A 21,070-nucleotide genomic window follows, 5' to 3' on the forward strand; every position below is an offset into this window, starting at 1 on the left:
CGCACGAAAAAGGCCCCCGTGGGGGCCTTGGCTGGTTGCTGCAAGGAAAGATAGCGCTTGCGCATCTTCCTTGCAGCAGGCAATTACTTGCCGCCAGCGCCTGCAGGCGCCTGTGCTGGCTTCTTCACTTCCATTTCAGACTGGGACATTCCCTTGGACTGGGAAGCAGATGTGCCTTGCTTGCCATCGCGCGAACCGCCGGTGGCCGGTGTGGGCGCCTGGGCGGGCTTCTTCACTTCGGATTCCGATTGGGACATCTTGCCGGACTTCGAGTGCGAAGGCGACGAGTGCTGCATGCCATCACGCGAACCGGCTTGCACGGCGGGCGCCTGAGCAGGCTTGGCCACTTCCGCTTGCGATTGGGACAGTCCGGTGGTACCAGCGGGAGGGGGCGTCTGTGCGTTGGCTGCGCCGAAAGAGCACAGTGCAGCGGCACACAAAGACATTTGCAGGGAGCGGGACCAGGTGGTTGAATTCATGGTGTTTTTCTCCAATATGAAAGCACACGATCAAGAGGCATCCCGAAGGGATGGCAACCTCTTGGATGCGTGCCTAAGCTTGGGGCCTTGCGCTGCAGCGGCTTATCAGTCCATCCCGCTTGCAACTGCAGTCCTCAACCTACACCCTGCAAGCATCAACCCGCTGGCGGCAACGGCCCAAACCACGCATCCACCCCGTGCGCAAGCCGCTCGAAGACGCTGTCCAGCGTAGGCGCGTTCACGCCGAGCAAAGCCTGAAGCACGGCAGCGTTTTCGAACATTCCATGCCAATAGCTCGCCAAGATGCGCCCGTCGGCGCTTTGCCACACCAGGCCGGGCAGGCGTTCGTGCACGCCCAGGCCCGCGGCCACCATGTCGTCGCGCACGCGCGTCTGGCCGTGGTGGATTTCGTAGACCTGCATGGCGACGCCCGACAGCGCCTGCCAGGGCGCATCCAGCTGCGGCATGCGCACCTCGGCGCGCAGCAGCCGCTTGTCGGCCTCGAACACCGTGACCAGCGGCAGCAGGCCCAGCCCGGCTTCGTTGCCGTCGACGCCATGCAGATCGATCAAGGCCTCGCCCAGCATCTGCAGGCCGCCGCAAATGCCCCACAGCCGCCCGCCCTGCACGACATGGGCCGTGAGCGCCGCGTCCAGGCCCTGGCGGCGCAGCCAGCGCAGATCGCTGGCCGTGGCCTTGGAGCCCGGAAGAATCACCCAGTCGACGCCCTGCAGCTGGGCCGGGCTGCGCGCCCAGACCAGGCGCACGCCGGGAACGTTGAGCAGCGGCTGGAACTCGTCGAGATTGCTCGCGCGCGGGTAGGCGATCACGGCCACGGTGGTGTGCACCACGGCGCTGGTGTCGAGGTCATCGGCGCCCGCGTCATACACGCCGTCCTCCTCCGGCAGACCATGGCGCGCGAGCCGGGGAATGGTCGCCACCACGGGCACGCCGGTCAGGTCTTCGAGCATCTGCGGGCCGGGCGCGAGCAGGCGCGCGTCACCGCGGAACTTGTTGAGCACGAAGCCGCGTATCAGCGCGCGGTCTTCGGCGGGCAGCAGCGCCCAGGTGCCGTACAGATGCGCGAACGCGCCGCCGCGATCGATGTCGCTGACCAGCAGGCAATGCGCCTGCGCATGGCGCGCGACGCGCATGTTCACCACATCGCTGCTGTGCAGATTGATTTCGGCGGGCGAGCCCGCGCCTTCGATGATCACTACATCGTTCTCGCTGCGCAGCGCGTCGAGCGCCTGCGCGATGCGCGGCCAGACATGGGCGCTGCGCTCGCGCCAGGGCAGCTGCGTGAGCGCGTTGTCGACCTGGCCCAGCATCACCACCTGGCTGCGCATGTCGGCTTCGGGCTTGAGCAGCAGAGGGTTCATGCGCACGTCGGGCGCGCAGCCCGCGGCCAGCGCCTGCAGATATTGGGCCGTGCCCATCTCGCCCCAGGCGTCATTTGCGGCCGGCACCACGCGCGCATGGTTGCTCATGTTCTGCGCCTTGAACGGCGCGACCTTGAAGCCCTGATTGCGGTACCAGCGGCACAGCGCCGTGGTGACCCAGCTCTTGCCCGCGCCGCTGCTGGTGCCCAGCACCATCACGCACAGCGCGGGGCGCTGGCCGGGCGTGGGCAGGGGAAGTGAAGTGCTTGTCTTGGAATTCATGGTGTGTTCTTGAGGTTCTGCGCAGCGCGCCAGGCCCGGGCCAGCGCCTGCTGCGATGCCGCAGGCAACACCCCCAGCCGTACCGCGCCCGGCAGGCCGAAGCTCGCCGCATCGCGCAGCTTGATGCCGTGCGCGCTGCGCAGCCAGGCCAGGCGCTCGGCCATGCCGGCGTGCTCGGCCCGGGGCCAGCGCGCGACAAAATAATTCGCCAGGCTGCCGGGCTCCACATGCCAGCCCAGCGCCGTGCACAGATCGATCTGCGCGGTCTTCCATTGCGCAAGCTCGATGCGGCTGCATGCAATCCACTGCTGCACGGCGGGCGTGGTCCAGGCCTCGAGCAGGGCCACGCCATGCGCGCCCACGACCCACGACGGCGCGAGCGCCTGCAGCGCGGCAATATGCGCCTGCGCGCCTTCGGGCGCGAGCGCGTAGGCGGCGCGCACGCCCGTCATTCCCAGCACCTTGTTGGGTGTCCAGATCTGCCAGACATCGGCAGCGACTTCGCTTTGTCTATCGTCCAGGCGCAGCGGCTGATAGGCGCAATCGAGCACGCGCAGATCGGCGCCCGCGCCGCCCGACTCCTGCCACTGCGCCAGCGCCGGGTCGGTACGGCCCAGCGGGCTCGAAGGTTCGCAGGCCCAGTGCAGCAAGGGTGCTCCCGTCAACAGGCCAGGGTTTGGCGCTGGCGCGGTGCGCGCGCACTCCAGCCCCCAGACGCGCGCCGCCTGCGCATAGTCGCCGTAGCTGTGCGCGGGCAGCAGCGCCTGACGCAGGCCCAGCCGCGCCGCATGGGCGCTGATGCGATGGATGAATTCGCTGGCACTGCCGGCCAGCACCACGCGCGCGGCCGCCACGCCATGGAAGTCGGCCAGCCGCTGGCGCAGCGCTCCATAGGCGGGGTCGGGGTATTGCCGCGCATGCGCGGCCTGCAAGGCATCGATTGCCTCGGGACATGGCCCGCAGGCATTGCGGTTGGTCGAAAAATCATGCGCGGGCACGCCCAGCGCGTCGGTGCCGCCGTGGGTGTTCTCAAACATCGATGGCCTTGAGTTTTTGCAGCAGCACCAGCAACGCCAGGCCCGCGAGCAGATACACCGCGCGGCGCGTGAGCCGCAGCGCCTGCAGCGTATGCCTGGCCTCGGGCGCCGGGGCCGCGGCATGCAGCACATAGGAACCGGGCTTGCCCAGGCGCACATCGAGCGCCAGCGCCAGCGCGGCCATGGGCCAGCCGCCGTTGGGCGAAGGCGTGCGCCGGCTTTCACGCCGCAGCCGCGCGGGCGACAGCCCGCCCGCGGCCAGCGCGATCAGCGCCGCGGTGATGCGCGCCGGAATCCAGGACAGCAGATCGTCGGCGCGCGCGGCCCACTTGCCGCCCCATTGCCAGTGGCGCTCATTGCGCCAGCCTGGGTAGCCCCACATCGCATCGGCGGTGTTGGCGAAGCGGTACAGCGCCGCACCAGGCAGGCCCAGCAGCGCGAACCAGAACAGCGGCGCGATCACCGAATCATTGAGGTTCTCGGCCAGCGTCTCGAGCGCGCTTTCGCGCACTTCGGCTGCGCTCAGCTGCGTGACGTCGCGGCTCACAAGCCACGACAGCCGCTCTCGCCCCGCGGCCAGCGACTGCTGCAGCGCCGCTTCTACGGCCTGCACTTCGGTCTGCAGCATGCGCCAGGCGAACAGCGGCTTGAGCAGCAGCGCAAGCAGGGGAATTGCCAGCCACGGAGACAGCGCCAGCAGCAGCGCTTGCAGGCCCGCATACAGCGCGGTCACCAGCGCCGCGCCCAGCGCCCAGGCCAGCGCGCCGCGCGCAAAAGCGCCACGCCCTTGGCGCCAGTCGCCGGCCTCGACGGCCTTGTCGGCGCCTACCCAGCGGCCGCTCCAGCCAAGGAAATTGCCTATGGCCACCACGGGATGCAGGTGCGCGGGCGGCTCGCCCCAGCAGCGGTCTATGACCAGCGCCAGCAGTGCCGCGGCCGTGGCGCAAAGCCACCAGAACCCCGCGGCGATCAGCACGGATCGGCCGGGGCCGACCGGCCCCAGGTCTCATCGAACAGCATGTCGCCCAGCGCCGCGCGCTGCGCCCATTTTTCCTGTTGCAGCATGGGCTCGGCATAGAACGCGGGCACGGGGCCCAGGCACAGCACGGCCAGCGGCCGGCTGCCTTCGGGCATGCCCAGCAGCGCGGCCAGCGCGACCGGGTCGAACAGCGAGACCCAGCCCATTCCCAGGCCTTCGGCGCGCGCCGCGAGCCACAGGTTCTGAATGGCGCAGGCCGCGGAGGCGACGTCCATTTCGGGCAGCGTGCGCCGTCCGAACACATGCTGCTCGCGGCCCGGCGGCATGGCCAGCACCAGCACTTCGGCGGCGTCGAGCACGCCCTGCACCTTGAGCCGCATGAACTCGCTTTCGCGCTCGCCCAGTGCCTGAGCCGTGCAATCCCGCTCGGCTTCGACCAGCGCATGGATGCGCTCGCGCATCGCGCGGTCGCGCACGCGAATGAAGCGCCAGGGCTGCATGAAACCGACGCTGGGCGCATGGTGGGCGGCGCGCAGCAGGCGCAGCAGAAGGTCCTCGTCCACCGTGCCGCCGCTGAAATGGCGCATGTCGCGGCGTTCGTGGATGGCGCGGTAGACCGCGGCGCGGTCCGCGGCGTCGAAAGGCAGCGCGGCCAGCGTTGCGCCGGGCAGATCAGCCGCGTTGGCTGGGCTTTGAATGGTGGTCATGGTGCAGCCGTTTCTTCACGCCGATCGGTCAGACCATTGTCCGCGCAGCGCCATCAGTCTTCAATGCCGCGTTGCGCGGGAATACCCGCCTTGAACGCATGCTTGATCAGCGTCATTTCAGTCACCGTGTCGGCGATTTCAATGATTTCGGGCGGGCAGCGCCGGCCCGTGAGCACCACGTGCACTTCGCGCGGGCGCTCGCGCAGCGTCTGCAGCACGGGCTCCAGCGGCAGCCAGCCGTAGATCAGCGGATAGGTGATCTCGTCGAGCACCACCATGAAATGCGCGCCCGAGAGAATCGCCGTGCGCGCGCGCTCCCAGCCTTCGCGGGCGAGCTGGGCCGAATGCTCCTGGTCCTGGCTCTTCCAGCTGAAGCCATCGCCCAGGCCTTCGATGGGCATGCCCAGCTGTTCGAACATGCGGTGTTCGCCAAAGCGCGCGGTGGGCACTTTCATGAACTGGAAGATCTTGACCGACTTGCCGCGGCCATGGGCACGCAGCGCCAGGCCGAACGCGGCCGTGCTCTTGCCCTTGCCGTTGCCGGTGTTCACCAGCACCAGGCCGCGGCGCTCGCCTTCTGGCTTGGTATAGGGCTTCTCGGTGGGGGCTTGTTCGATTTCCATGAAGGGGGACTTTCAGCAAATTGGAATGGCCGGGGCCTGGGCCCCGGGGAAAAAATTTTGTCAGCGCCGCGCGGGCAGGCGCGGCAAGGCCACCCATTGCCCGTCGATGGCGCGCACCTGGATGCGCTCGTCGAACACCTGTTCGAGCGCGCGATGCGTCGCGGCATGGGCGCAGTCGCCCTGGTGCAGCACGCGGCCCTCGGCGATCACCACCAGCTCCTGCGACTGCAGCGCCATCGAGATTTCATGCAGCACGCTGACCACGGTCGTGCCCTGGGCCACGAGTTCCTGCACGCACTGCAGCCAGTCGGTCTGGTGCGGCGGGTCGAGATTGGCCAGGGGTTCGTCCATCAGCAGCACCTGGGCCTGCACGGCGAGCGCGCGCGCCAGCAGCACGCGCTGGCGCTCGCCGCCCGAAAGCTGACCCAGGCTGCGCGTGCGCCAGTCCCAGCTCTGCGTGCGGCGCAGCGCCTGCTCCACGGCCGCGTGGTCCAGCGCCGACGGCGCGCCCAGCCAGGGCTGGTGCGGCAGCCGGCCCAGCATCGCGACGTCGTAGACCGACATGTCGTTGGCGGTCGCCTGATTCTGGCCCAGCCAGGCCAGCGTGCGTGCACGCGCGCGGCCGGGCCAACCGTGCAGTTCACGGCCTTGCAGCAGCACCCTGCCCTGTTCGTGGCCCATGCCCGCGAGCGCGCGCAGCAGCGTCGATTTGCCCGCGCCGTTCGGCCCGACCACGCTGGTCCAGCGCCCCGCGGGCAAACGCAGCGACAGGTCATGCAATACCTGCTGGCCACCCAGCGACACGCACAGGTTTTCGGCTTCAAGCGCCCAGGCTTGCGTCATGAAAGCTCCTGCACATTGCGCCGGTGCATCAGCCACAGCAGATAGGTGCCGCCGAGCACGGCCGTGAGCACGCCCACGGGCAGTTCCTGGGGAGCGATCAGCCAGCGCGCGAGCAGGTCGGCGCCCAGCAACAGCACCGCGCCCATGCCAGCGCTCAAAAGCAGCAGCCAGCCGTGCATTGCGCGCACCAGCGAGCGCACCAGATGCGGTGCGGCCAGACCGACGAAAGCGATCAGCCCGGTCTGGGCCACGGCCGTGCCCGTCGCCAGCGCCATCACGACGATCAGCAGCATGCGCAGCGGCGCCAGCGGCATGCCCAGGCTCAGCGCCGTGGCCTCGCCCAGCGCCAGGCCGTCGAGCACGCGGCTCAGCGACCAGGCGACGAGCACCACCAGCGCCAGCACCGCGGCCATCAGCGCGCATGCACCCCAGCCGACAAACGAGGTGCTGCCCAGCATGAACGATTGCATGGCCTGCATGATTTCGGGCGACAGCATCAACACCATGGACGACGCCGCGCCCAGCACCACGCCCACCACCACGCCCGCGAGCAGCAGGCGCAAGGTGTTGTGCGCGCCCTTGGCGAGCAGCAGCGTCAGCAGCACCGCGCCCACGGCGCCGGCAAACGCCGCGCCCGTGATTCCCAGGCGCAGCAGGCCTTGCAGCGCGAACGGCGATGCGCCCAGCGCGGCCATGGCCAGCGCCACGCCCAGCGAGGCGCCCGAAGCACTGCCCAGCAGATAGGGGTCGGCCAGCGGATTGCGGAACACGCCCTGGGCGACGGCGCCCGCGAGCCCCAGCAACGCGCCCGCGAGCCAGGCGCCCATGGTGCGCGGCAGGCGGATGTCGCGCACGATCTGCCAGGCCAGCGGGTCGGCGGTCTGCGGATCCAGCAGATTCCAGACGCTTTCCCAACCCGTGCTGCCTATGCCCGCGCCCAGCAGCATCAGCAGCAGGCTGGCCAGCAGCAGCGCCAGCGCGAGCCAGGACGGGCGCAGCGGGTTGGCATTCATGGATAGACCTTTTGCACGCAGTCCGCCATTGCCATCGCGGCCTCGGCCATGCGCGGGCCGGGGCGTATCACCAGATCGGCTTCGGCGCCCGCGAAGCGGCAGATGCGCCCGGCCTGCATGGCGCGCAGCGGCGACCAGCCGGGATAGGGTTCGCGGCTTTCACCGAGACTGCGTACGCCGCCCATCAGCAGATCGGGATCGGCGCGCACCACGTATTCGGGATTGAGCCGCGGAAACGGCCCCAGCGCCGCGGGCACGATATTGACCAGGCCCAGCCGCGCCAGCGTCTCGCCGATGAAGGAATTTTCGCCCGCGGCAAACGGGCCGCGGCTGGCTTCGAAGTACACGCGCTGGCCGCGTGCCTGGGCCGGCATGGCGCGCGCGGCCTGCTCCAGCCCGCGTTCTATGCGCGCCCAGATCGGCTCTGCGCCTTCGGGCCGCGCGAGCATGGCGGCCAGCGTGCGCAGCACGCCGTGCACTTCGGCATGGGTGCGCGGCTCGAGCGCGATCACCTTGAGGCCCAGCGCCTCCAGGCGCTGCACGGCGCGCGAAGCCACGGAAATCAGCACCACATCGGGCCGCAAGGCCACCACGGCCTCGATATTCGGCTCCAGATTGCCGCCCAGGCGCGGCAGCTGGGCCAGCGCGGGCGGCCAGGTGGTGTAGCGGTCCACGCCCACGATGCGATCACAGGCGCCCAGCGCGCAGACCGACTCGGCCAGCGACGGCAGCAGGCTCACGATGCGCTGCGGCGGCCCGGCCAACTGCACGGTCTTGCCGCGCGCGTCGGTCAGCGTGATGGCGGCTGCGGGCCCTGCCAGCGAGCCGGTCGCCCTGGCCAACAGCGGTGCAGCCAGTAGCGCCACCATCAGCAAAGCCGTCTTCATCAAGACATGTAAGCTGATTCCAGCCGTCATATCCCGCCCTTGAGCGCCAGCGGCAGGCCCGCGCACATCAGCGTCGCATGGCTGCAGGTCGCGGCCACGCGCTGGTTGAGAACGCCCAGCGCGTCGACAAATGCGCGCACTTCGCGGCCCAGCGGAATCACGCCCAGGCCGATTTCATTGCCGACGATCACCACCGGGCCCTTGGCCTGGGCCAGCGCGGCGAGGAAGGCGTCGGCCTGCTCGGTCCAGGTCTGCGTTCCGGGCGCATGTTCGTTCATGGGCATCATCCAGTTGGTGAGCCACATGGTGAGGCAGTCGATGACCAGCAGGCAGTCGGGCGCGCTGTGTTCGCGCAGCGCCGACGCCAGGTCCAGCGGCACTTCGATGGTGGCCAGGCCGGGAACGCGCGCGGCGCGGTCATGCTGATGGCGCGCGATGCGGGCCGCCATTTCGGCGTCATAGGCCTGGCCCGTGGCCAGCAGCCGGGCGCGGTGCGCGGGCGCCTGCGAGAGCCATTCCTGGGCCAGGTTTTCGGCGCGGCGCGACTTGCCGCTTTTCTGCCCGCCCAGAATCAACTCGCTGCGCGCTGTGGTCATGCGTTCAACTCCCGGTCTTGCTGGTCGTTTTGCGCGCCCAGCAGCGCGGCGATGGCGCGCGGGTGCGAGGCGAACCAGGCATGGAAAAAACTCGCGTGCAGGCTGCCATGGCGGTACAGCCACTCGCCATTGTCTGCGCCCGGCGCCTCATCGGGCCGGTGGCTGCGGCCCAGCGGCGTCGCCGCGCTGTCGAGCCGCGCGTAGTGAAAAGTATGGCCGCGCAGCGTGCCCCAGGGCGTGGTCAGTTGCTGCATTCCCAGGCCGGCCAGGCGCTTTTGCATTTGCGCCCTGCCCGGCATCAGCCCCCACAGCGGCGCCCAGCTGCCGTCGCCGGTGGTGATGCCTTCGCACAGCGCGAGCATTCCGCCGCACTCGGCCCAGATCGCCTTGCCCGCCTGCCAATGGGCCAGTATGTCGGCTTGCAGACCGGTGTGCGCCGCGAGCTGGGCCGCATGCAGTTCGGGATAGCCGCCGGGCAGCCACAGCGCGTCGCACGCGGGCAGGCGTTCGCCGGCCAGCGGCGAGAACACGCGCAGTTCGGCGCCCATCGCGCGCAGGCAGTCGAGGTTGGCCGGGTAGACAAAGCTGAACGCGGCATCGTGTGCCACGGCAATCACGCGCCCCGCGAGCCACGGGCCCAGGGCCTGGGGCTGATCAGCCGCCGCCGCGGCTGCGGGCGGCGCGAATTCCACTGCCCATTGCTGCCAGTCTTGCCAGCTGCGCTGGCCCAGCGGCGTCGCTGCGAGGGCATCGGCGGCTGCGTCCAGGCGCTGCATGCCGTCCTTGAGTTCGTGCGCCGCGACCAGGCCCAGATGGCGCTGGGGCAGCAGCGCCATCTGGGTGCCGGCATCGGCCGCGATGCGCTGCACCGCGCCCTGCCACAGGCTGTCTGCGTGCACTCCCGCCTGCAGCAGCTGCGCATGGCGCGCGCTGGCCACGCGGTTGGCGAGCACGCCGGCCCAGCGCAGGCCGGGCTGGAAATGCTGCAGGCCGAACGCCAGCGCGCCCAGCGTCGCCGACATGCCCGAAGCGTCGATCACGGCGAGCACCGGAATGTCCAGCAGCCGCGCGAGATCGGCGGCGCTGGGGCTGCCGTCGAACAGGCCCATCACGCCTTCGATCAGGATCAGATCGGCGGTCTGGGCCGCGGCATGCAGGCGCGCGCGCGCATCGGCCTCGCCCGTCATCCACAGGTCCAGCGAATGCACGGGCGCGCCGCTGGCCAGCTGGTGCCAGTGCGGATCGAGATAGTCGGGGCCGCACTTGAAGACCTGCACGCGCCGGCCCTGGCGCGTGTGCAGGCGCGCGAGCCCGGCCGTGAGCGTGGTCTTGCCCTGGCCCGAGGCGGGCGCGGTGATCAGCAGCGCGGGGCAGCGAATGGGTTTCAAGGCGTGGGTGTCCATTGCAGGCTCACAAAGAAGCGCCGGCCTTCGGTGGCGTAGGTGGCGGCGGTTTCATAGCGTTTGTCGAACGCATTGTCCAGGCGCGCGCGCAGTTTCCAGTCGCGCGCCAGCGATTTGCTCGCCGAAAGATTCCACAGCGCATAGCCGCCCAGCACCTTGGTGTTCGCGGCGTCGTCGAAACGGCGTGCACTCCACTGCACATCGGCGCCCCATTGCCAGCCCGCAATCTGGCGGCTCGCGCCCAGCGTGCCGAACTGCCGCGCGCGGCGCGTGAGGTACAGCCCCGTCGATGCGTCCTTGGCCGAATTGAAATCGAGCGATCCATGCCAGCGCACGCCCAGCGCCTGGGTCGCCGCGGCCAGCGTGAGGCCCTGGTATTCAGCCTGGGCAACGCTCACATAGCAGCCCAGCGAACTCGCGCAGCCGCGCGCGCCGACCTGGTACGACACCTGGTCGCTGATGCGGTTGCGGTAGGCAGTGGCCGAGAATTCGTTGTGCTGCGCGCGATAGCGCGCTGCGAGTTCGACGTTGCGGCCGTTTTCGGGCGTCAGGCCGGCCGTGCCGTAGTTGCTGAAGCGCTGGTAGAGCGTGGGCGCGCGAAACGCCGTGGCGGCCGAAGCCGTCGCGCGCCATTGCGGCGTGAGGTCGTAGCCATAGGCCAGGCTGCCGGTCTGCTTGCCGCCGAACTCGCTGTCGCTGTCGTGGCGCAGCTGGGCCTGCAGATGCTGCTTGCCCGCATGCCACTGGTAGCCCAGCGCGAGCGCGTTCTGCGCGCGTTCGCGGTCCACGGGCGCGTTCTGCAGCGCGTCTTCACGCCGCTCCAGCGTCGCCGAGAAAGTCTGCGCGCCCAGGCGCCACTGGTTCTGCCACGACAGCCCGCGCAACTGCGTGGTGCTCAGATAGGCCGTGGGCGTGGTTTCGTAGCGGTCTTCGGACGCATTGAGCGCCAGCACGCTGCTCCAGCGTTCGCTCCACTGCGCATTCCACTCGAGGCCCGCGGCATGCATGCGGTGCTTGCTGCGGTCATCGACGCCCGGCTTGGTGCTGTTGTCGTAGCCCGCGTCGATATCGCTGGCCAGCAGCGAAGCGCGCAGCTGGTGGCTGTCGTTGATGCGCCAGCCCAGCCGGGCCGCGCCCGACAGGCTCTTGTAGCCATCGCGGTCGGCGTTGCGGCTGGGGCGCACATCGAAGCCGTCGCTGCGCTCGCTGGCGATGTCGAGCGCATAGTCCCAGGCCTGGTCCGCGCCGCCCATGCCGCTGACGCCGGCCTGCAGCCGGCGTGTGCTGTTCGAGCCCAGGCCCAGGGACACCGAGGGCGCGAACGCCTGCTGCGCGCGGCGCGTGAAGATCTGCACCACGCCGCCGATCGCGTCGGAGCCGTAGATGGCCGCGGCCGGGCCGCGCAGCACTTCGATGCGATCGATCAGCGCCAGCGGAATGCTTTCCCAGGTAGCGCCGCCGCTGCCGCTTTGCGACGAAAAGCGTATGCCGTCGATATAGACCGCGGTATAGGCGGTGTCGGCGCCGCGCAGCATCAGATTGGTGGTGTTGCCCATGCCGCCGTTGCGCACCATCTGGATGCCGGGAACGCGCGCCAGCACGTCGGCCAGGCCGCTCGCACCGCTGGCCTCTATGGCCGCACGGTCGATGACCGACAGGTCGGCGAGCAGCTGCTGCGCGGACTGCGGCGCACGCGCGGCCGTGACCACGGTCGTCGGCGCCTGGTTTTCCGCCAACGGCTGGGCCTGGGCGCCAGCAGCGCAAAGAGCCAGGGCCAGGGCCCGAACACAGGGGCGCGCCGCGATGGGCGCTGCCGCGCCAGAAGAAGGGTGAAACATGAACATCAACGTGAAGGCACCCGGCGCCGACCTTCCCGTCGGCTATGGGTCAAAGCAATCCCTGTCGCGGACGACGGCAGATCACACCTCGTTGGCCGGTATCCGGGCTGGGCGGAGCACACTCTTGCAAGCCTTCCCAGCGCAGCGCCAGTGGCAAGTAAAGAAGAGCCGAGCATCGAAAAAACACTCATCCGCTGACCGTTGCGGGGGCAGCGCAGGCACGGAACACGCACATCGCGATGATTCCTCCCTGCTTCCCGTTGAACTGCGCGCCTGAGAGCCAAACGTGCGAGCACCAACGGCGGCCATTGTATCCGTGCCGGTATCCGCATGCCGACGCAGCCATTTTGTAGGACTAAGGAGAATTTGAGGCCTTGGGCCGCAGCTTGGCTACTGTTTCTTACGCACACCCGAGCCCACAAGTTCTACAATCGGCAAGCCTATGTCTGCCCAGTCACCCCTCGACCTTATTTCCGACCGCGTGGAGCGACTTCTGTTGCGCCACGAGGAGCTTCAGCGCACCAACGCCCTGCTCGCAGAGCAGGTCGCCGCGCTGACCCAGGAGCGCGATTCGCTGCGCTCGCGCCTGAGCGCCGCACGGGCGCGTGTCGACGCGCTGATCGAGCGCCTGCCCAGCAATGAAGGGGCCGGCATATGAAGCAGCTCGACGTCCAGATCCTGCACCAAAGCTATCTGCTGACCTGCCCCGAAGGCCACGAAGAGCGTTTGCTCGAAGCCGTGTCCCGCGTCAACGACACCATGGCCCGCATCCGCGATGCGGGCAAGGTGCGCTCGCGTGAACGCGTGGCCGTGCTCGCCGCGCTCAACATGGCTTTCGACATCGTGACCGCCGAGCGCGCTCCCGCGCCGGTCGCAGAGCCTGTCGAGCAGCCGGACGAGGCAGAAGAGGACCCCGAAGCAGCAGATGCCTGGGCCCAGGCCATGATCCAGCAACAGGCCGACGCCCAGCGCATCGTCGCCCTGCTCGAGCGCCTCGACCAGGCGCTCGAGACCGACGCACAATTGCTGTAAAAAATTCTGCGGCTTGCGCCAGGATGCGCGCATCCGCACTACAATGAAACCGTCTGCGAATCTGCCGGGCTTTATATTTCCTTGAACCAATGCTCATTGAGCCCGGGCTTGGTACATCGCTTGATGAGCGTGATCGTCTCGCGTTAGATGAACCCAACGTCAAGCTGCCCTTGCCCCCCTGAACCCCGGTTCAGGATGCCGGTCCGGTGTTTCGCAGACACCTATTCCAGTGCCAACCTTCAGGCTTGCACTCCATGTCTTCATATCGTCCGCTTCGGCGGACTTTTTTTTGCCTGTCGTATTCGTCTCTTGCGGCGAGCAAACAAAAAAGCCGCAGCGCCCCTCAAGGGAACTGCGGCTTTGCTGCTTGGGCCATCAGCCCGCGGCGCTTGTCAGAGGCGTTTATTGGCCATGGATGCGCTTGGCATCGGCAACGCACTTGTCCTTGACGTCACCGCTCAAAGCGTCGCAACGTTCACGCGCGGCCTTGTATTCGGCTTCGCGCACATTCTGGTTGGCGTCCTTGCGGGCTTCGGACACGTCGGCGGCCTTCTTGTCGGGCGCGACATTGGTTTCGGCGCGCGCATCGGCCACCTTGGCGGCTTCCAGTGCCTTCACATGGGCGGCCTTGGCGTCCTTGACGCAGACGTCCTTGGGGTTGCCCTTCAGGTCGTCGCACTTCTCCTTGGAGACGTCATACGCAGCGTCGGCCTTGGTCTTGGCCAGATTGTGGCGATGGCGCTCGCTGGCATCGGCGCGGTAATCAAGTTCGGCCAGGGCGATTTTTTCGCGGCCCTTGGCTTCCTTCTCACAAACGTCCTTTGCATTTCCCATCAGGGAATTACATTGTGTCTTTGCCGCTTTGTAATCGGCGCTGATTTGATCCTTGGCGGCCTTGTGCTCTGCAGGCGTGGCTGCAAATACCGAAGACATGCAAGCGACAGCGCACACAGCAGTAAGTTTTTGTTTGAAGTTCATGATTATCTCCCTTTATTTATAACCAACAGACAGAGCAGCAGCACTTCTTGTTGAATGCACCGCCCTGACTGCATTTGAAAAAGTCTTTGGCGACCGACCGTTATTTGTCGAAACGGAAATCGGGATTGCGCTTTTCCCAATCTTTCAGTTGCGTCTCGGCTTCGTCCTTGAGAATGCCTTGGCGCTCCTGGATCTTGCCGATGAACTGGTCTCGCTTGCCGGCAATGACGTCAAGATCGTCGTCAGTGAGCTTGCCCCACTGCTCACGGATCTTGCCCTTGAATTGTTTCCAATTTCCTGCAATTCGATCTTCGTTCATAAAGAATCCTTTTTTTATCCAAGCGGGCTTGGTAAGTGCCAGCTGATTTTCGAACACATTCACCTGAAAGCGAAATGTGTATTTAATGTATATCGCCTTCCTGAACTGCGTTGTGGGATAGGAAGTTTTGTGCCAGTCGGCTTAGGCCTACAGAAATTCGCTGCAATTGCAAAATCAACCAGTGTTAAATACTGATAGTCTCTATTAATTGAATGTTTTATATACACCAGCGATTAATATAGTCGCAAGAAAGTGTATCTATATATTTCATTAATGACGGTGCATTTTCATTTGGAAACTTATGCTGCACGCGCGCCTAGACCGCCAAGGCGCGCTTGCCGAGCCTGCGGTGACAAAAGGGGAGAAAAAGAGAGATCGGCGCGCAGGCGGCGCCGAAACGGCGTCAAACGGCCGATTGAGGCTGTCGGGTGCTACTGCCGACCCGAGCTACCACTCTGAATGCCCAGGCCGAGGCCAGGCACCGTGGCGTTGGGCCAGTCATCCTCGACCAGCACGCCCTGCTCGCGCATGCGCGCGCCGAACGCTTCGGCCGGCAAGCCGGGCGAGCACAGGAAGCCCTGGAAGAAGTGGCAATGCAGGTCGCGCAGGCAGTCGCGCTGCTCGCTGGTTTCCACGCCTTCGGCGACCACTTCCGTGCCCAGCGCCTTGCCCAGGCTGATGATCGCGCTCACGATGGCACGGTCGCCCTGATCGTGCGGCAAACCGCGCACGAACGACTGGTCGATCTTGATCTTGGCGATCGGCAGCTTCTTCAGATAGCCCAGGCTCGAATAACCGGTGCCGAAGTCATCGATGACCAGGCCCACGCCCAGCTCCGCGATAGAGCGCACGCGCGCGGCCATCTCCTGCGCATCCTGCAGCAGAATGCTTTCCGTGAGTTCGAGCTCCAGCAGATGCGACGGCAGTCCGTGGCGCAGCAGCAGTTGCTGCAGCCGCTCGACGAAATCGGTCTGGCGGAACTCCAGCGCCGACACATTGACCGAGACTTTCAGCGGCAGGCCCTGCGTGCTCCAATGCACGGCTTCGCGTATCGACTGCTCCAGCACCCAGGCACCCAGCGTCACGATATAGCCCGACTCTTCGGCCATGGGAATGAAGACCGCGGGCGACACCACGCCGAACTCGGGATCGGTCCAGCGCAGCAGCGCTTCGGCGCCCATGATGCGGTTGCTGCCTATATGCACCTGCGGCTGGAAATAGACCGCCATGCGGCCATGCTCCAGCGCCTGGCGCATCGCATGCTCGAGCTTCATGCGCGACAGCAGACCCGAATTCATCTGCGGCTGATAGAAGCTGTAATGGCCGCGGCCGCGCTCCTTGACGCGGTACATCGCCGTGTCCGCCTGCATGATGAGTTCGTCCAGCGTATGGCCGTGGCTCGGATACTGCGCCACGCCGATGCTGCACTGCACCGAGAAGCCCAGGCCGTCGAGCAGGAACGGATGCAGCATCTCGCGCAGGATGCGCTGCGAAACACTGGCGGCCAGGGCCTCGTCGCAGCCTTGAAGATAGAGAACGAATTCGTCACCGCCCAGGCGGCTGAGCATGTCGGCAGACCGCAGGCAGGCCTGCAGGCGCTCCGCCACCAGCTTGAGCACGCGGTCGCCGAACTGATGGCCCAGCGAATCATTGATGATCTTGAAATGGTCGAGATCGATGAAGAGGATGGCGAACACTTCATGCGTGTCCGCGGCCCGCTCTATCGCCTCGCCCACATGCGCGGCCAGACTCAGGCGATTGGGCAGGCCGGTGAGCGCGTCGCTGAAGGCCAGCTCCTCGATGCGCTGCTGGGCCTGCTGCTGCTGCGTCAGGTCGCGCATGAAGCCTATGGTCTGGAAGACGATGTTGTGCGCATCGCGCAGCGCCACCCAGGACAGGCGCACGGGGCAGCGCTGTCCCGACCCCTGCTCAAGCCACAGATTGCCCTGCCAGAAACCGCCCGTGCTCCATTCCTGCGCCGCCGCCGCATACCAGCCCGCCGGCACGCTGTTGCCGAACAGATCGCGCACGTTGCGCCCCGCGCAGTTGCGCTCGCCCATCAACCGTCGGCACGCGGGATTGGCGCGCACCAGGCGATGCTCGGCATCGGCAATGAAAATCGCGTCGAGGCTGCAGTCGAACACCCGGGCCGCGAGTTGCAGGCCGGCCTGGACTTCGACTTCGCGCGTGATGTCGCGAAAGGTATGAATGCGACCTATGGGCGCGCCGCGCTTGAGCTGGGGCACGGAGCGCCGCTCGATGATCTGCCCGCCGGCCAGCGCCAGCACGTCGGTGCTTTCAAGCAAGGGCTGGCGATGCAGTGCCTCCAGGCGCTGCGCATAGCCTTCGCGGTCCAGCACCTTGCCGGCCATGAAATCGAGAATGCTCGCGTCATTGCGCTCCACCAGCATGTCCGCGGGCAATCCCCAGATCGCGGCCAATCGGTGGTTGAACGCGCGTATGCCGCCATCCTGGCTGCAGACCAGCATGCCGTCGGCCGTGGAGTCGAGCGTCGCCCGCAGATCGGACAGCAAGGCTTCGAGTTCATTCTCGTTGCGCGCCTGCTCGCTGCGGTCGAGCATGCTGAGCATCAGCCAGCCGGCCGAGCCGCCCGAAGGAAAGGCAATGCGTTCCACGCGCTGCTCGACCGGGCGCAACACGCCATCGCGGCACAGCACCTGGGTCAGCGTCTGCGAGCCGCTGCGCCACTGGTTCGCGTCTTCCCACAGGCACAGATCCTGGGGCGTGGCCGCAAGCGCCTGCACGGGCATGCCCTGCATGGTCGCGCGGTCGTAGGCCGTGAGCTTCTCGGCCGCACGATTGGCAAAGCGGATGCAAAGCGTTTCTTCGTCGATCAGCCAGACAGCCTCCAGCAGCGCATCGAGCGTCTGGTGCCAGAGCGCTTCAAACGACTGGGTCATGGCATCGCAGCCTTGGGCGCGCTGGGTTCCGCGGCGCGCTCGAAGAAGTAGCAGATACGCTGCCTTGGCGACAGATAGCTCAGCGCCTCGCGCGGCAGCTGGTCCGGGCGCAGGCTGCGCCGGATGCCGATTTCCTCGAACATCTCGAGGTCCAGCGGCAGCGCCTGGACCAAAGGCACCTGCGCGTCGTAGACCAGCACCTGGGGCTTGAGCGGACGCGAACTGTTGACCGAGACCACCATCGCGAAACGTCCGTCCGCGAGCTGCACCACCGAGCCCGGCGGGTAGACGCCCATCATGCGGATGAAGGCCTTCAGAATGATCGGATCGAAGCGCTCGCGGTACTGCGCATAGAGCACGGATAGCGCTTCATGGGGCGTCTGCCCTTCCTGCGCGAATTCCGGGTTGCAAAGGCGGTCGTAGGAGTTGACCAGGCACAGCACCTTGCCCGCGACACTCAGGTCTTCGCCGATCAGGTGCAGCGGAAAGCCGCTGCCGTCGGCGAACTCATGGTGCTGGGCCATGGCCGTGAGCACATCGCTGGACACGCCCATGCTGATCGCCAACGCCACCGAATCCCCGACATGGCTCTCGTATTGCGCGCGCGGCAGCGGCGTGGCGCCAGGCTTGGAGTCCTTGCCTATGTCATGCAGCAAGGCCGCCAGGCCCAGCTCGTACAGATCAGCGGCATTCATGCCCAGCGCGCGGCCCAGCAACAGGCACAGCACCGTCACGTTGACGGGGTGTTCGGCCTGGCGGTGGCCCGCACTTTCGGACAGCAGTCGTATCACCAGATCGCCCGTGGGCAGAACATCCTGAAGGTAGCCCTGGACCATGCCATGGCTCTTCGCGAGTGCCTGCTCGGGCTGGGTGGCCGCGCAGTTGAAAACCTGCATATATTCGCGCGCCGCGGCGCGAAAGCGCTCGTCGCAGCGCTGCCACACCGGAGGCAGCCCATGCAAGGGCAGTTCGGGCTGGGGCTCGAGCGCCTGCTGCGACTCGTCCGCGGCGACCTGCTCACGCGCCGGCGCGCGAGCGGTACCGTGGACCGCATCCGTATCGTCCACGCTCTCTGTCTCGAAGGAAGCGATTTCGCTGCGCGCGGGAAAATAGCGGATAGCGTCCAGCCCCAGCGCCTTTACGGTCTGGAGCTGGCTATCGGAAACAATGCGAAAGCTGTTGACGGGAAAGGGATGGCGCATCCAGCCGACTTCGAGCTGGATATACATGCCTACACGCAAGGCGTTCGGATTGATCAGGACAGAGGAATTCACTGTTGAAAGCGGTACAGTACAAAAGGTTGCACAACTGTCCAATTGTTTCGGCCATTATCGCCAGTTCTTGAGGGCATGCATGTCAACTGCAGCTCGGGCTGGATTTTTTGCCAGGGTTGATACCGTTAACAGGGTATCAGTTGAGGATGGTGTACGTGGCTGCCGCCGCGAGCGCCTTGCAATGCAGCTTGAACAGCAGGCGCGGACCGACTCAAGCAGCGCCTGATTTCATCGGCACCAGAGCGAAGGCTTGTAGACCAGGTCCATCCACAGCGCCCAGGCCGCGACGCCAAACAGCATCAGCCCGGCAGCGCGACTGCCCCAGTCGGCGCGCAGCGCGTTCAGCCGCCCGCGCAGCCGGCCCCAGAGCCAGGGCGCGGCCAGCAGCCACAGCCCGCTGCCGATCGCAAACGCCGCCATCGACAACGCGCCCGACAGCGCCCCGCCGCTCAGGCCCGCGACCAGCAGCGCCGAATACAGCAGGCCGCAAGGCATCAGCGCCCAGACATAGCCCGTCGCCAGGCTGCCGCCGGGCGCGGCCACCACGGGCTGCACGCGCCGCCACAGTCCGCGGCCCGCGGCTTCTATCCAGGCCGGCTGGCGCGCCTGGACCATCATCAGAACGCCCCATACCATGATGGCCAGGTGCATGAAAGTCCAGACCGGGCCCATGGCCGTGGTGCGCATGTTGAGCCAGGCCAGGCCTTCGACCGCGATGGCGGCCAGCGCGCCCAGGCTCGCATAGCCCGCGATACGGCCCGCATGGAACAGCGCGCTGCGCTGCCACAGCCGGCTGCGCCGGCCATGGACCTGGACCACGCTGCCCGCCGGCGTGGAGGTCACCACCGCGCACGGCGCGGCGCACATCGCCAGGCAATGCGGGCCGCCCATCAGGCCCATCACGGCAGCCGTCCAAACCAACGAAAACAACATAAGCCCGGCGCCTGGTCGTGCAGGCAAAAAAGGAGGGAGGGTGCGCTTCGACAGGCTCAGCGCGAACGGGGGACAGGCCCAGCGCGCACGGGAGCAAGGCCCAGCGTCAACCGCGCAAGCCTTGCCGCAGACAACCCTAGATGATCCGTGAAAACCGCGCGCGGTTCCTGTCGGCCTGCAAATAACGGTCGAACGTCATGGCTACTGCGCGCACGAAGTACCAGCCCATGGACGTCACGCGCAGGCTTTCGGCGTCGATCTCCACCATCCCCTGATCCTGCAGCTCGGCCAGCATGTCGAGTTCCGCCGCGAAGTAGCGGCGCGAATCGATGAGCCAGGCCTGGTCCAACGATTCAAACAGGACTTCGCCCTGGCACATCAGCGCCATGATCACCGCGCGCCGTATCAAATCATCCCGGCCCAGCGCCAGGCCGCGCACCACGGGCAGCCGGCCCTGGTTGAGCAGGTCGTAATACTCGTCGAGCGTCTTGGCATTCTGGCTGTAGGTGGCGCCGACCCGGCCTATGGCCGAGACGCCCAGCGCGATCAGGTCGCAGTCGGGCTGGGTGCTGTAGCCCTGGAAATTGCGGTGCAGCCGGCCCTGGCGCTTGGCCACGGCGAGCGCGTCGGTGGGCAGCGCGAAATGGTCCATGCCCACATAGACATAGCCGGCCTGCTGAAAGCTTTCGAGCGAGCGCGCGAGCATCGCGAGCTTCGCGCCCGCGCCGGGCAGCGCCGCGCTGTCGATGCGCCGCTGCGGCTTGAAGCGCTCGGGCAGATGGGCGTAGGCGTAGAGTGCGATACGGTCGGGCCGCAGCTCGCCCACCTGGGCCAGCGTGCGCTCGAACGATTCGGGCGTCTGGCAAGGCAGGCCGTAGATCAGGTCGACGTTGATCGATTCGAAGCCCAGTTCGCGCGCCGCCTGCACCAGCGCGAACACTTGGCTCGCGGGCTGCTCCCGGTGCACGGCCTTTTGCACCTGCGGATCGAAATCCTGCACGCCGAAACTCAGGCGATTGAAGCCCAGTTGCGCGAGGAACGCCAGCCGTTCGGGCGTCACGGTGCGCGGGTCGACTTCGATCGAATACTCGCCGCCGGGCTGGAACGCGAAGTGGCGACGCAGCAGGTCCATCAGCTCGGTCAAGCCTTCGTCGCTGAGAAAAGTCGGCGTGCCCCCGCCCAGGTGCAGTTGGCTCACGGGCTGGCCCGTGCCGCAGTGCGCGGTGTGCAGCGCGACTTCGCGCGCCAGGTACTCCAGATAGGTCTGGGCGCGCTCGGGGTGGCGCGTGATGATCTTGTTGCAGGCGCAGTAGTAGCACAGCGCCGCGCAGAACGGAATGTGCACGTACAGCGACAGCGGCCGCGCCTGACCGGGAGCGCCCTGCCGGCGCTGCGCGAGCGCCAGGGTGTAGTCGTCCTGGCCGAAAGCTTCGACAAAACGATCGGCTGTCGGGAACGAGGTGTAGCGCGGGCCCGGCACGTCAAAACGCTGCAACAGCTCGGGGGTGATTGCGGTCATGGGATCTTTCCTTGCTTTGACGTAC

The 21,070-nt window shown here is 66.9% G+C and carries 20 protein-coding genes and 1 riboswitch; of the genes, 2 read left to right on the plus strand and 18 right to left on the minus strand.

Annotated elements, in window-relative coordinates; translation table 11 throughout:
* Nucleotides 1-83 precede the first annotated feature (83 nt).
* The 12 genes from KHY18_RS15755 to KHY18_RS15810 form a co-directional block, all read right to left on the minus strand.
* A complete protein-coding gene (locus KHY18_RS15755) occupies nt 84-479 on the minus strand; it encodes a hypothetical protein (protein ID WP_213301736.1) in 396 nt (131 codons plus the stop codon).
* A gap of 155 nt (nt 480-634) precedes the next feature.
* Nucleotides 635-2,077, minus strand: coding sequence for a cobyric acid synthase (locus KHY18_RS15760; protein WP_213301813.1), 1,443 nt, complete (start codon nt 2,075-2,077; stop codon nt 635-637).
* 62 nt (nt 2,078-2,139) lie between these two features.
* Nucleotides 2,140-3,180, minus strand: a complete 1,041-nt coding sequence (locus KHY18_RS15765; protein ID WP_213301738.1) for an aminotransferase class I/II-fold pyridoxal phosphate-dependent enzyme — start codon at nt 3,178-3,180, stop codon at nt 2,140-2,142.
* On the minus strand, nt 3,173-4,156 hold the full coding sequence (gene cbiB / locus KHY18_RS15770) for an adenosylcobinamide-phosphate synthase CbiB (RefSeq protein ID WP_349630306.1): 984 nt from the start codon (nt 4,154-4,156) through the stop codon (nt 3,173-3,175). Before cbiB ends, KHY18_RS15765 begins: the two co-directional genes overlap by 8 nt.
* Nucleotides 4,150-4,866: a 5,6-dimethylbenzimidazole synthase gene (gene bluB / locus KHY18_RS15775; RefSeq protein ID WP_213301740.1), complete on the minus strand. Its 717-nt coding sequence runs from the start codon at nt 4,864-4,866 to the stop codon at nt 4,150-4,152. Before bluB ends, cbiB begins: the two co-directional genes overlap by 7 nt.
* A gap of 53 nt (nt 4,867-4,919) precedes the next feature.
* The gene (gene cobO, locus KHY18_RS15780; RefSeq protein ID WP_213301742.1) at nt 4,920-5,489 is read right to left on the minus strand and encodes a cob(I)yrinic acid a,c-diamide adenosyltransferase; all 570 of its coding nucleotides are present in this window, start codon (nt 5,487-5,489) and stop codon (nt 4,920-4,922) included.
* A gap of 60 nt (nt 5,490-5,549) precedes the next feature.
* Nucleotides 5,550-6,332 (minus strand): ABC transporter ATP-binding protein, encoded by a 783-nt coding sequence (locus tag KHY18_RS15785; RefSeq protein WP_213301745.1) that lies wholly within the window; start codon nt 6,330-6,332, stop codon nt 5,550-5,552.
* A complete protein-coding gene (locus tag KHY18_RS15790; protein ID WP_213301748.1) occupies nt 6,329-7,345 on the minus strand; it encodes a FecCD family ABC transporter permease in 1,017 nt (338 codons plus the stop codon). The genes KHY18_RS15785 and KHY18_RS15790 overlap by 4 nt, the downstream gene beginning before the upstream one ends.
* Nucleotides 7,342-8,232 carry an ABC transporter substrate-binding protein gene (locus KHY18_RS15795; protein ID WP_502769023.1) on the minus strand — a complete coding sequence of 297 codons (891 nt, stop codon included), beginning with the start codon at nt 8,230-8,232 and terminating at the stop codon, nt 7,342-7,344. The genes KHY18_RS15790 and KHY18_RS15795 overlap by 4 nt, the downstream gene beginning before the upstream one ends.
* A gap of 26 nt (nt 8,233-8,258) precedes the next feature.
* Nucleotides 8,259-8,828: a bifunctional adenosylcobinamide kinase/adenosylcobinamide-phosphate guanylyltransferase gene (locus KHY18_RS15800; RefSeq protein ID WP_213301754.1), complete on the minus strand. Its 570-nt coding sequence runs from the start codon at nt 8,826-8,828 to the stop codon at nt 8,259-8,261.
* Nucleotides 8,825-10,231: a cobyrinic acid a,c-diamide synthase CobB gene (locus KHY18_RS15805; protein WP_213301756.1), complete on the minus strand. Its 1,407-nt coding sequence runs from the start codon at nt 10,229-10,231 to the stop codon at nt 8,825-8,827. The genes KHY18_RS15800 and KHY18_RS15805 overlap by 4 nt, the downstream gene beginning before the upstream one ends.
* Nucleotides 10,213-12,069 (minus strand): TonB-dependent receptor domain-containing protein, encoded by a 1,857-nt coding sequence (locus KHY18_RS15810; protein ID WP_213301758.1) that lies wholly within the window; start codon nt 12,067-12,069, stop codon nt 10,213-10,215. Before KHY18_RS15810 ends, KHY18_RS15805 begins: the two co-directional genes overlap by 19 nt.
* Before the next feature lie 76 nt (nt 12,070-12,145).
* Nucleotides 12,146-12,384, minus strand: a riboswitch (cobalamin riboswitch).
* Between the two features lie 127 nt (nt 12,385-12,511).
* Here KHY18_RS15810 and KHY18_RS15815 point away from each other — a divergent pair.
* Entirely contained in the window at nt 12,512-12,727 is a 216-nt protein-coding gene (locus tag KHY18_RS15815) for a DUF904 domain-containing protein (RefSeq protein WP_213301761.1), read from the plus strand.
* On the plus strand, nt 12,724-13,101 hold the full coding sequence (locus tag KHY18_RS15820; RefSeq protein ID WP_213301764.1) for a cell division protein ZapA: 378 nt from the start codon (nt 12,724-12,726) through the stop codon (nt 13,099-13,101). Before KHY18_RS15815 ends, KHY18_RS15820 begins: the two co-directional genes overlap by 4 nt.
* 402 nt (nt 13,102-13,503) lie before the next feature.
* Here KHY18_RS15820 and KHY18_RS15825 read toward each other — a convergent pair whose 3' ends face one another.
* The 6 genes from KHY18_RS15825 to hemN form a co-directional block, all read right to left on the minus strand.
* Complete coding sequence (locus tag KHY18_RS15825; protein ID WP_213301767.1) at nt 13,504-14,079, minus strand: hypothetical protein; 576 nt, start codon at nt 14,077-14,079, stop codon at nt 13,504-13,506.
* Nucleotides 14,080-14,179: 100 nt separating this feature from the next.
* A complete protein-coding gene (locus tag KHY18_RS15830; protein ID WP_213301770.1) occupies nt 14,180-14,398 on the minus strand; it encodes a CsbD family protein in 219 nt (72 codons plus the stop codon).
* A 431-nt stretch (nt 14,399-14,829) separates the two neighbouring features.
* Nucleotides 14,830-17,319 (minus strand): sensor domain-containing protein, encoded by a 2,490-nt coding sequence (locus KHY18_RS15835; protein ID WP_213301774.1) that lies wholly within the window; start codon nt 17,317-17,319, stop codon nt 14,830-14,832.
* The gene (locus KHY18_RS15840) at nt 17,316-18,593 is read right to left on the minus strand and encodes a cyclic di-GMP phosphodiesterase (protein ID WP_213301776.1); all 1,278 of its coding nucleotides are present in this window, start codon (nt 18,591-18,593) and stop codon (nt 17,316-17,318) included. Before KHY18_RS15840 ends, KHY18_RS15835 begins: the two co-directional genes overlap by 4 nt.
* Nucleotides 18,594-18,821: 228 nt before the next feature.
* Nucleotides 18,822-19,526, minus strand: a complete 705-nt coding sequence (locus KHY18_RS15845; RefSeq protein WP_213301779.1) for a sulfite exporter TauE/SafE family protein — start codon at nt 19,524-19,526, stop codon at nt 18,822-18,824.
* A gap of 136 nt (nt 19,527-19,662) precedes the next feature.
* Nucleotides 19,663-21,045 carry an oxygen-independent coproporphyrinogen III oxidase gene (hemN, locus tag KHY18_RS15850; protein ID WP_213301782.1) on the minus strand — a complete coding sequence of 461 codons (1,383 nt, stop codon included), beginning with the start codon at nt 21,043-21,045 and terminating at the stop codon, nt 19,663-19,665.
* Nucleotides 21,046-21,070: the final 25 nt, after the last annotated feature.

Origin of the sequence: Acidovorax sp. CCYZU-2555 (assembly GCF_018413525.1) — a bacterium.
Classification (GTDB): domain Bacteria; phylum Pseudomonadota; class Gammaproteobacteria; order Burkholderiales; family Burkholderiaceae_C; genus Comamonas.

What these genes read in the sequence shown, in the direction of transcription:
- KHY18_RS15790 (WP_213301748.1), bottom strand. Translation starts at nt 7,345, where the DNA reads ATGAATGCCAACCCGCTGCGCCCGTCCTGGCTCGCGCTGGCGCTGCTG.
- KHY18_RS15820 (WP_213301764.1), top strand. Translation starts at nt 12,724, where the DNA reads ATGAAGCAGCTCGACGTCCAGATCCTGCACCAAAGCTATCTGCTGACC.
- KHY18_RS15815 (WP_213301761.1), top strand. Translation starts at nt 12,512, where the DNA reads ATGTCTGCCCAGTCACCCCTCGACCTTATTTCCGACCGCGTGGAGCGA.
- KHY18_RS15825 (WP_213301767.1), bottom strand. Translation starts at nt 14,079, where the DNA reads ATGAACTTCAAACAAAAACTTACTGCTGTGTGCGCTGTCGCTTGCATG.
- KHY18_RS15760 (WP_213301813.1), bottom strand. Translation starts at nt 2,077, where the DNA reads ATGGTGCTGGGCACCAGCAGCGGCGCGGGCAAGAGCTGGGTCACCACG.
- KHY18_RS15800 (WP_213301754.1), bottom strand. Translation starts at nt 8,828, where the DNA reads ATGACCACAGCGCGCAGCGAGTTGATTCTGGGCGGGCAGAAAAGCGGC.
- KHY18_RS15755 (WP_213301736.1), bottom strand. Translation starts at nt 479, where the DNA reads ATGAATTCAACCACCTGGTCCCGCTCCCTGCAAATGTCTTTGTGTGCC.
- bluB (WP_213301740.1), bottom strand. Translation starts at nt 4,866, where the DNA reads ATGACCACCATTCAAAGCCCAGCCAACGCGGCTGATCTGCCCGGCGCA.
- KHY18_RS15835 (WP_213301774.1), bottom strand. Translation starts at nt 17,319, where the DNA reads ATGACCCAGTCGTTTGAAGCGCTCTGGCACCAGACGCTCGATGCGCTG.
- KHY18_RS15795 (WP_502769023.1), bottom strand. Translation starts at nt 8,232, where the DNA reads ATGAAGACGGCTTTGCTGATGGTGGCGCTACTGGCTGCACCGCTGTTG.
- KHY18_RS15805 (WP_213301756.1), bottom strand. Translation starts at nt 10,231, where the DNA reads ATGGACACCCACGCCTTGAAACCCATTCGCTGCCCCGCGCTGCTGATC.
- KHY18_RS15845 (WP_213301779.1), bottom strand. Translation starts at nt 19,526, where the DNA reads ATGTTGTTTTCGTTGGTTTGGACGGCTGCCGTGATGGGCCTGATGGGC.
- KHY18_RS15830 (WP_213301770.1), bottom strand. Translation starts at nt 14,398, where the DNA reads ATGAACGAAGATCGAATTGCAGGAAATTGGAAACAATTCAAGGGCAAG.
- KHY18_RS15810 (WP_213301758.1), bottom strand. Translation starts at nt 12,069, where the DNA reads ATGTTTCACCCTTCTTCTGGCGCGGCAGCGCCCATCGCGGCGCGCCCC.
- KHY18_RS15785 (WP_213301745.1), bottom strand. Translation starts at nt 6,332, where the DNA reads ATGACGCAAGCCTGGGCGCTTGAAGCCGAAAACCTGTGCGTGTCGCTG.
- cobO (WP_213301742.1), bottom strand. Translation starts at nt 5,489, where the DNA reads ATGGAAATCGAACAAGCCCCCACCGAGAAGCCCTATACCAAGCCAGAA.
- hemN (WP_213301782.1), bottom strand. Translation starts at nt 21,045, where the DNA reads ATGACCGCAATCACCCCCGAGCTGTTGCAGCGTTTTGACGTGCCGGGC.
- KHY18_RS15765 (WP_213301738.1), bottom strand. Translation starts at nt 3,180, where the DNA reads ATGTTTGAGAACACCCACGGCGGCACCGACGCGCTGGGCGTGCCCGCG.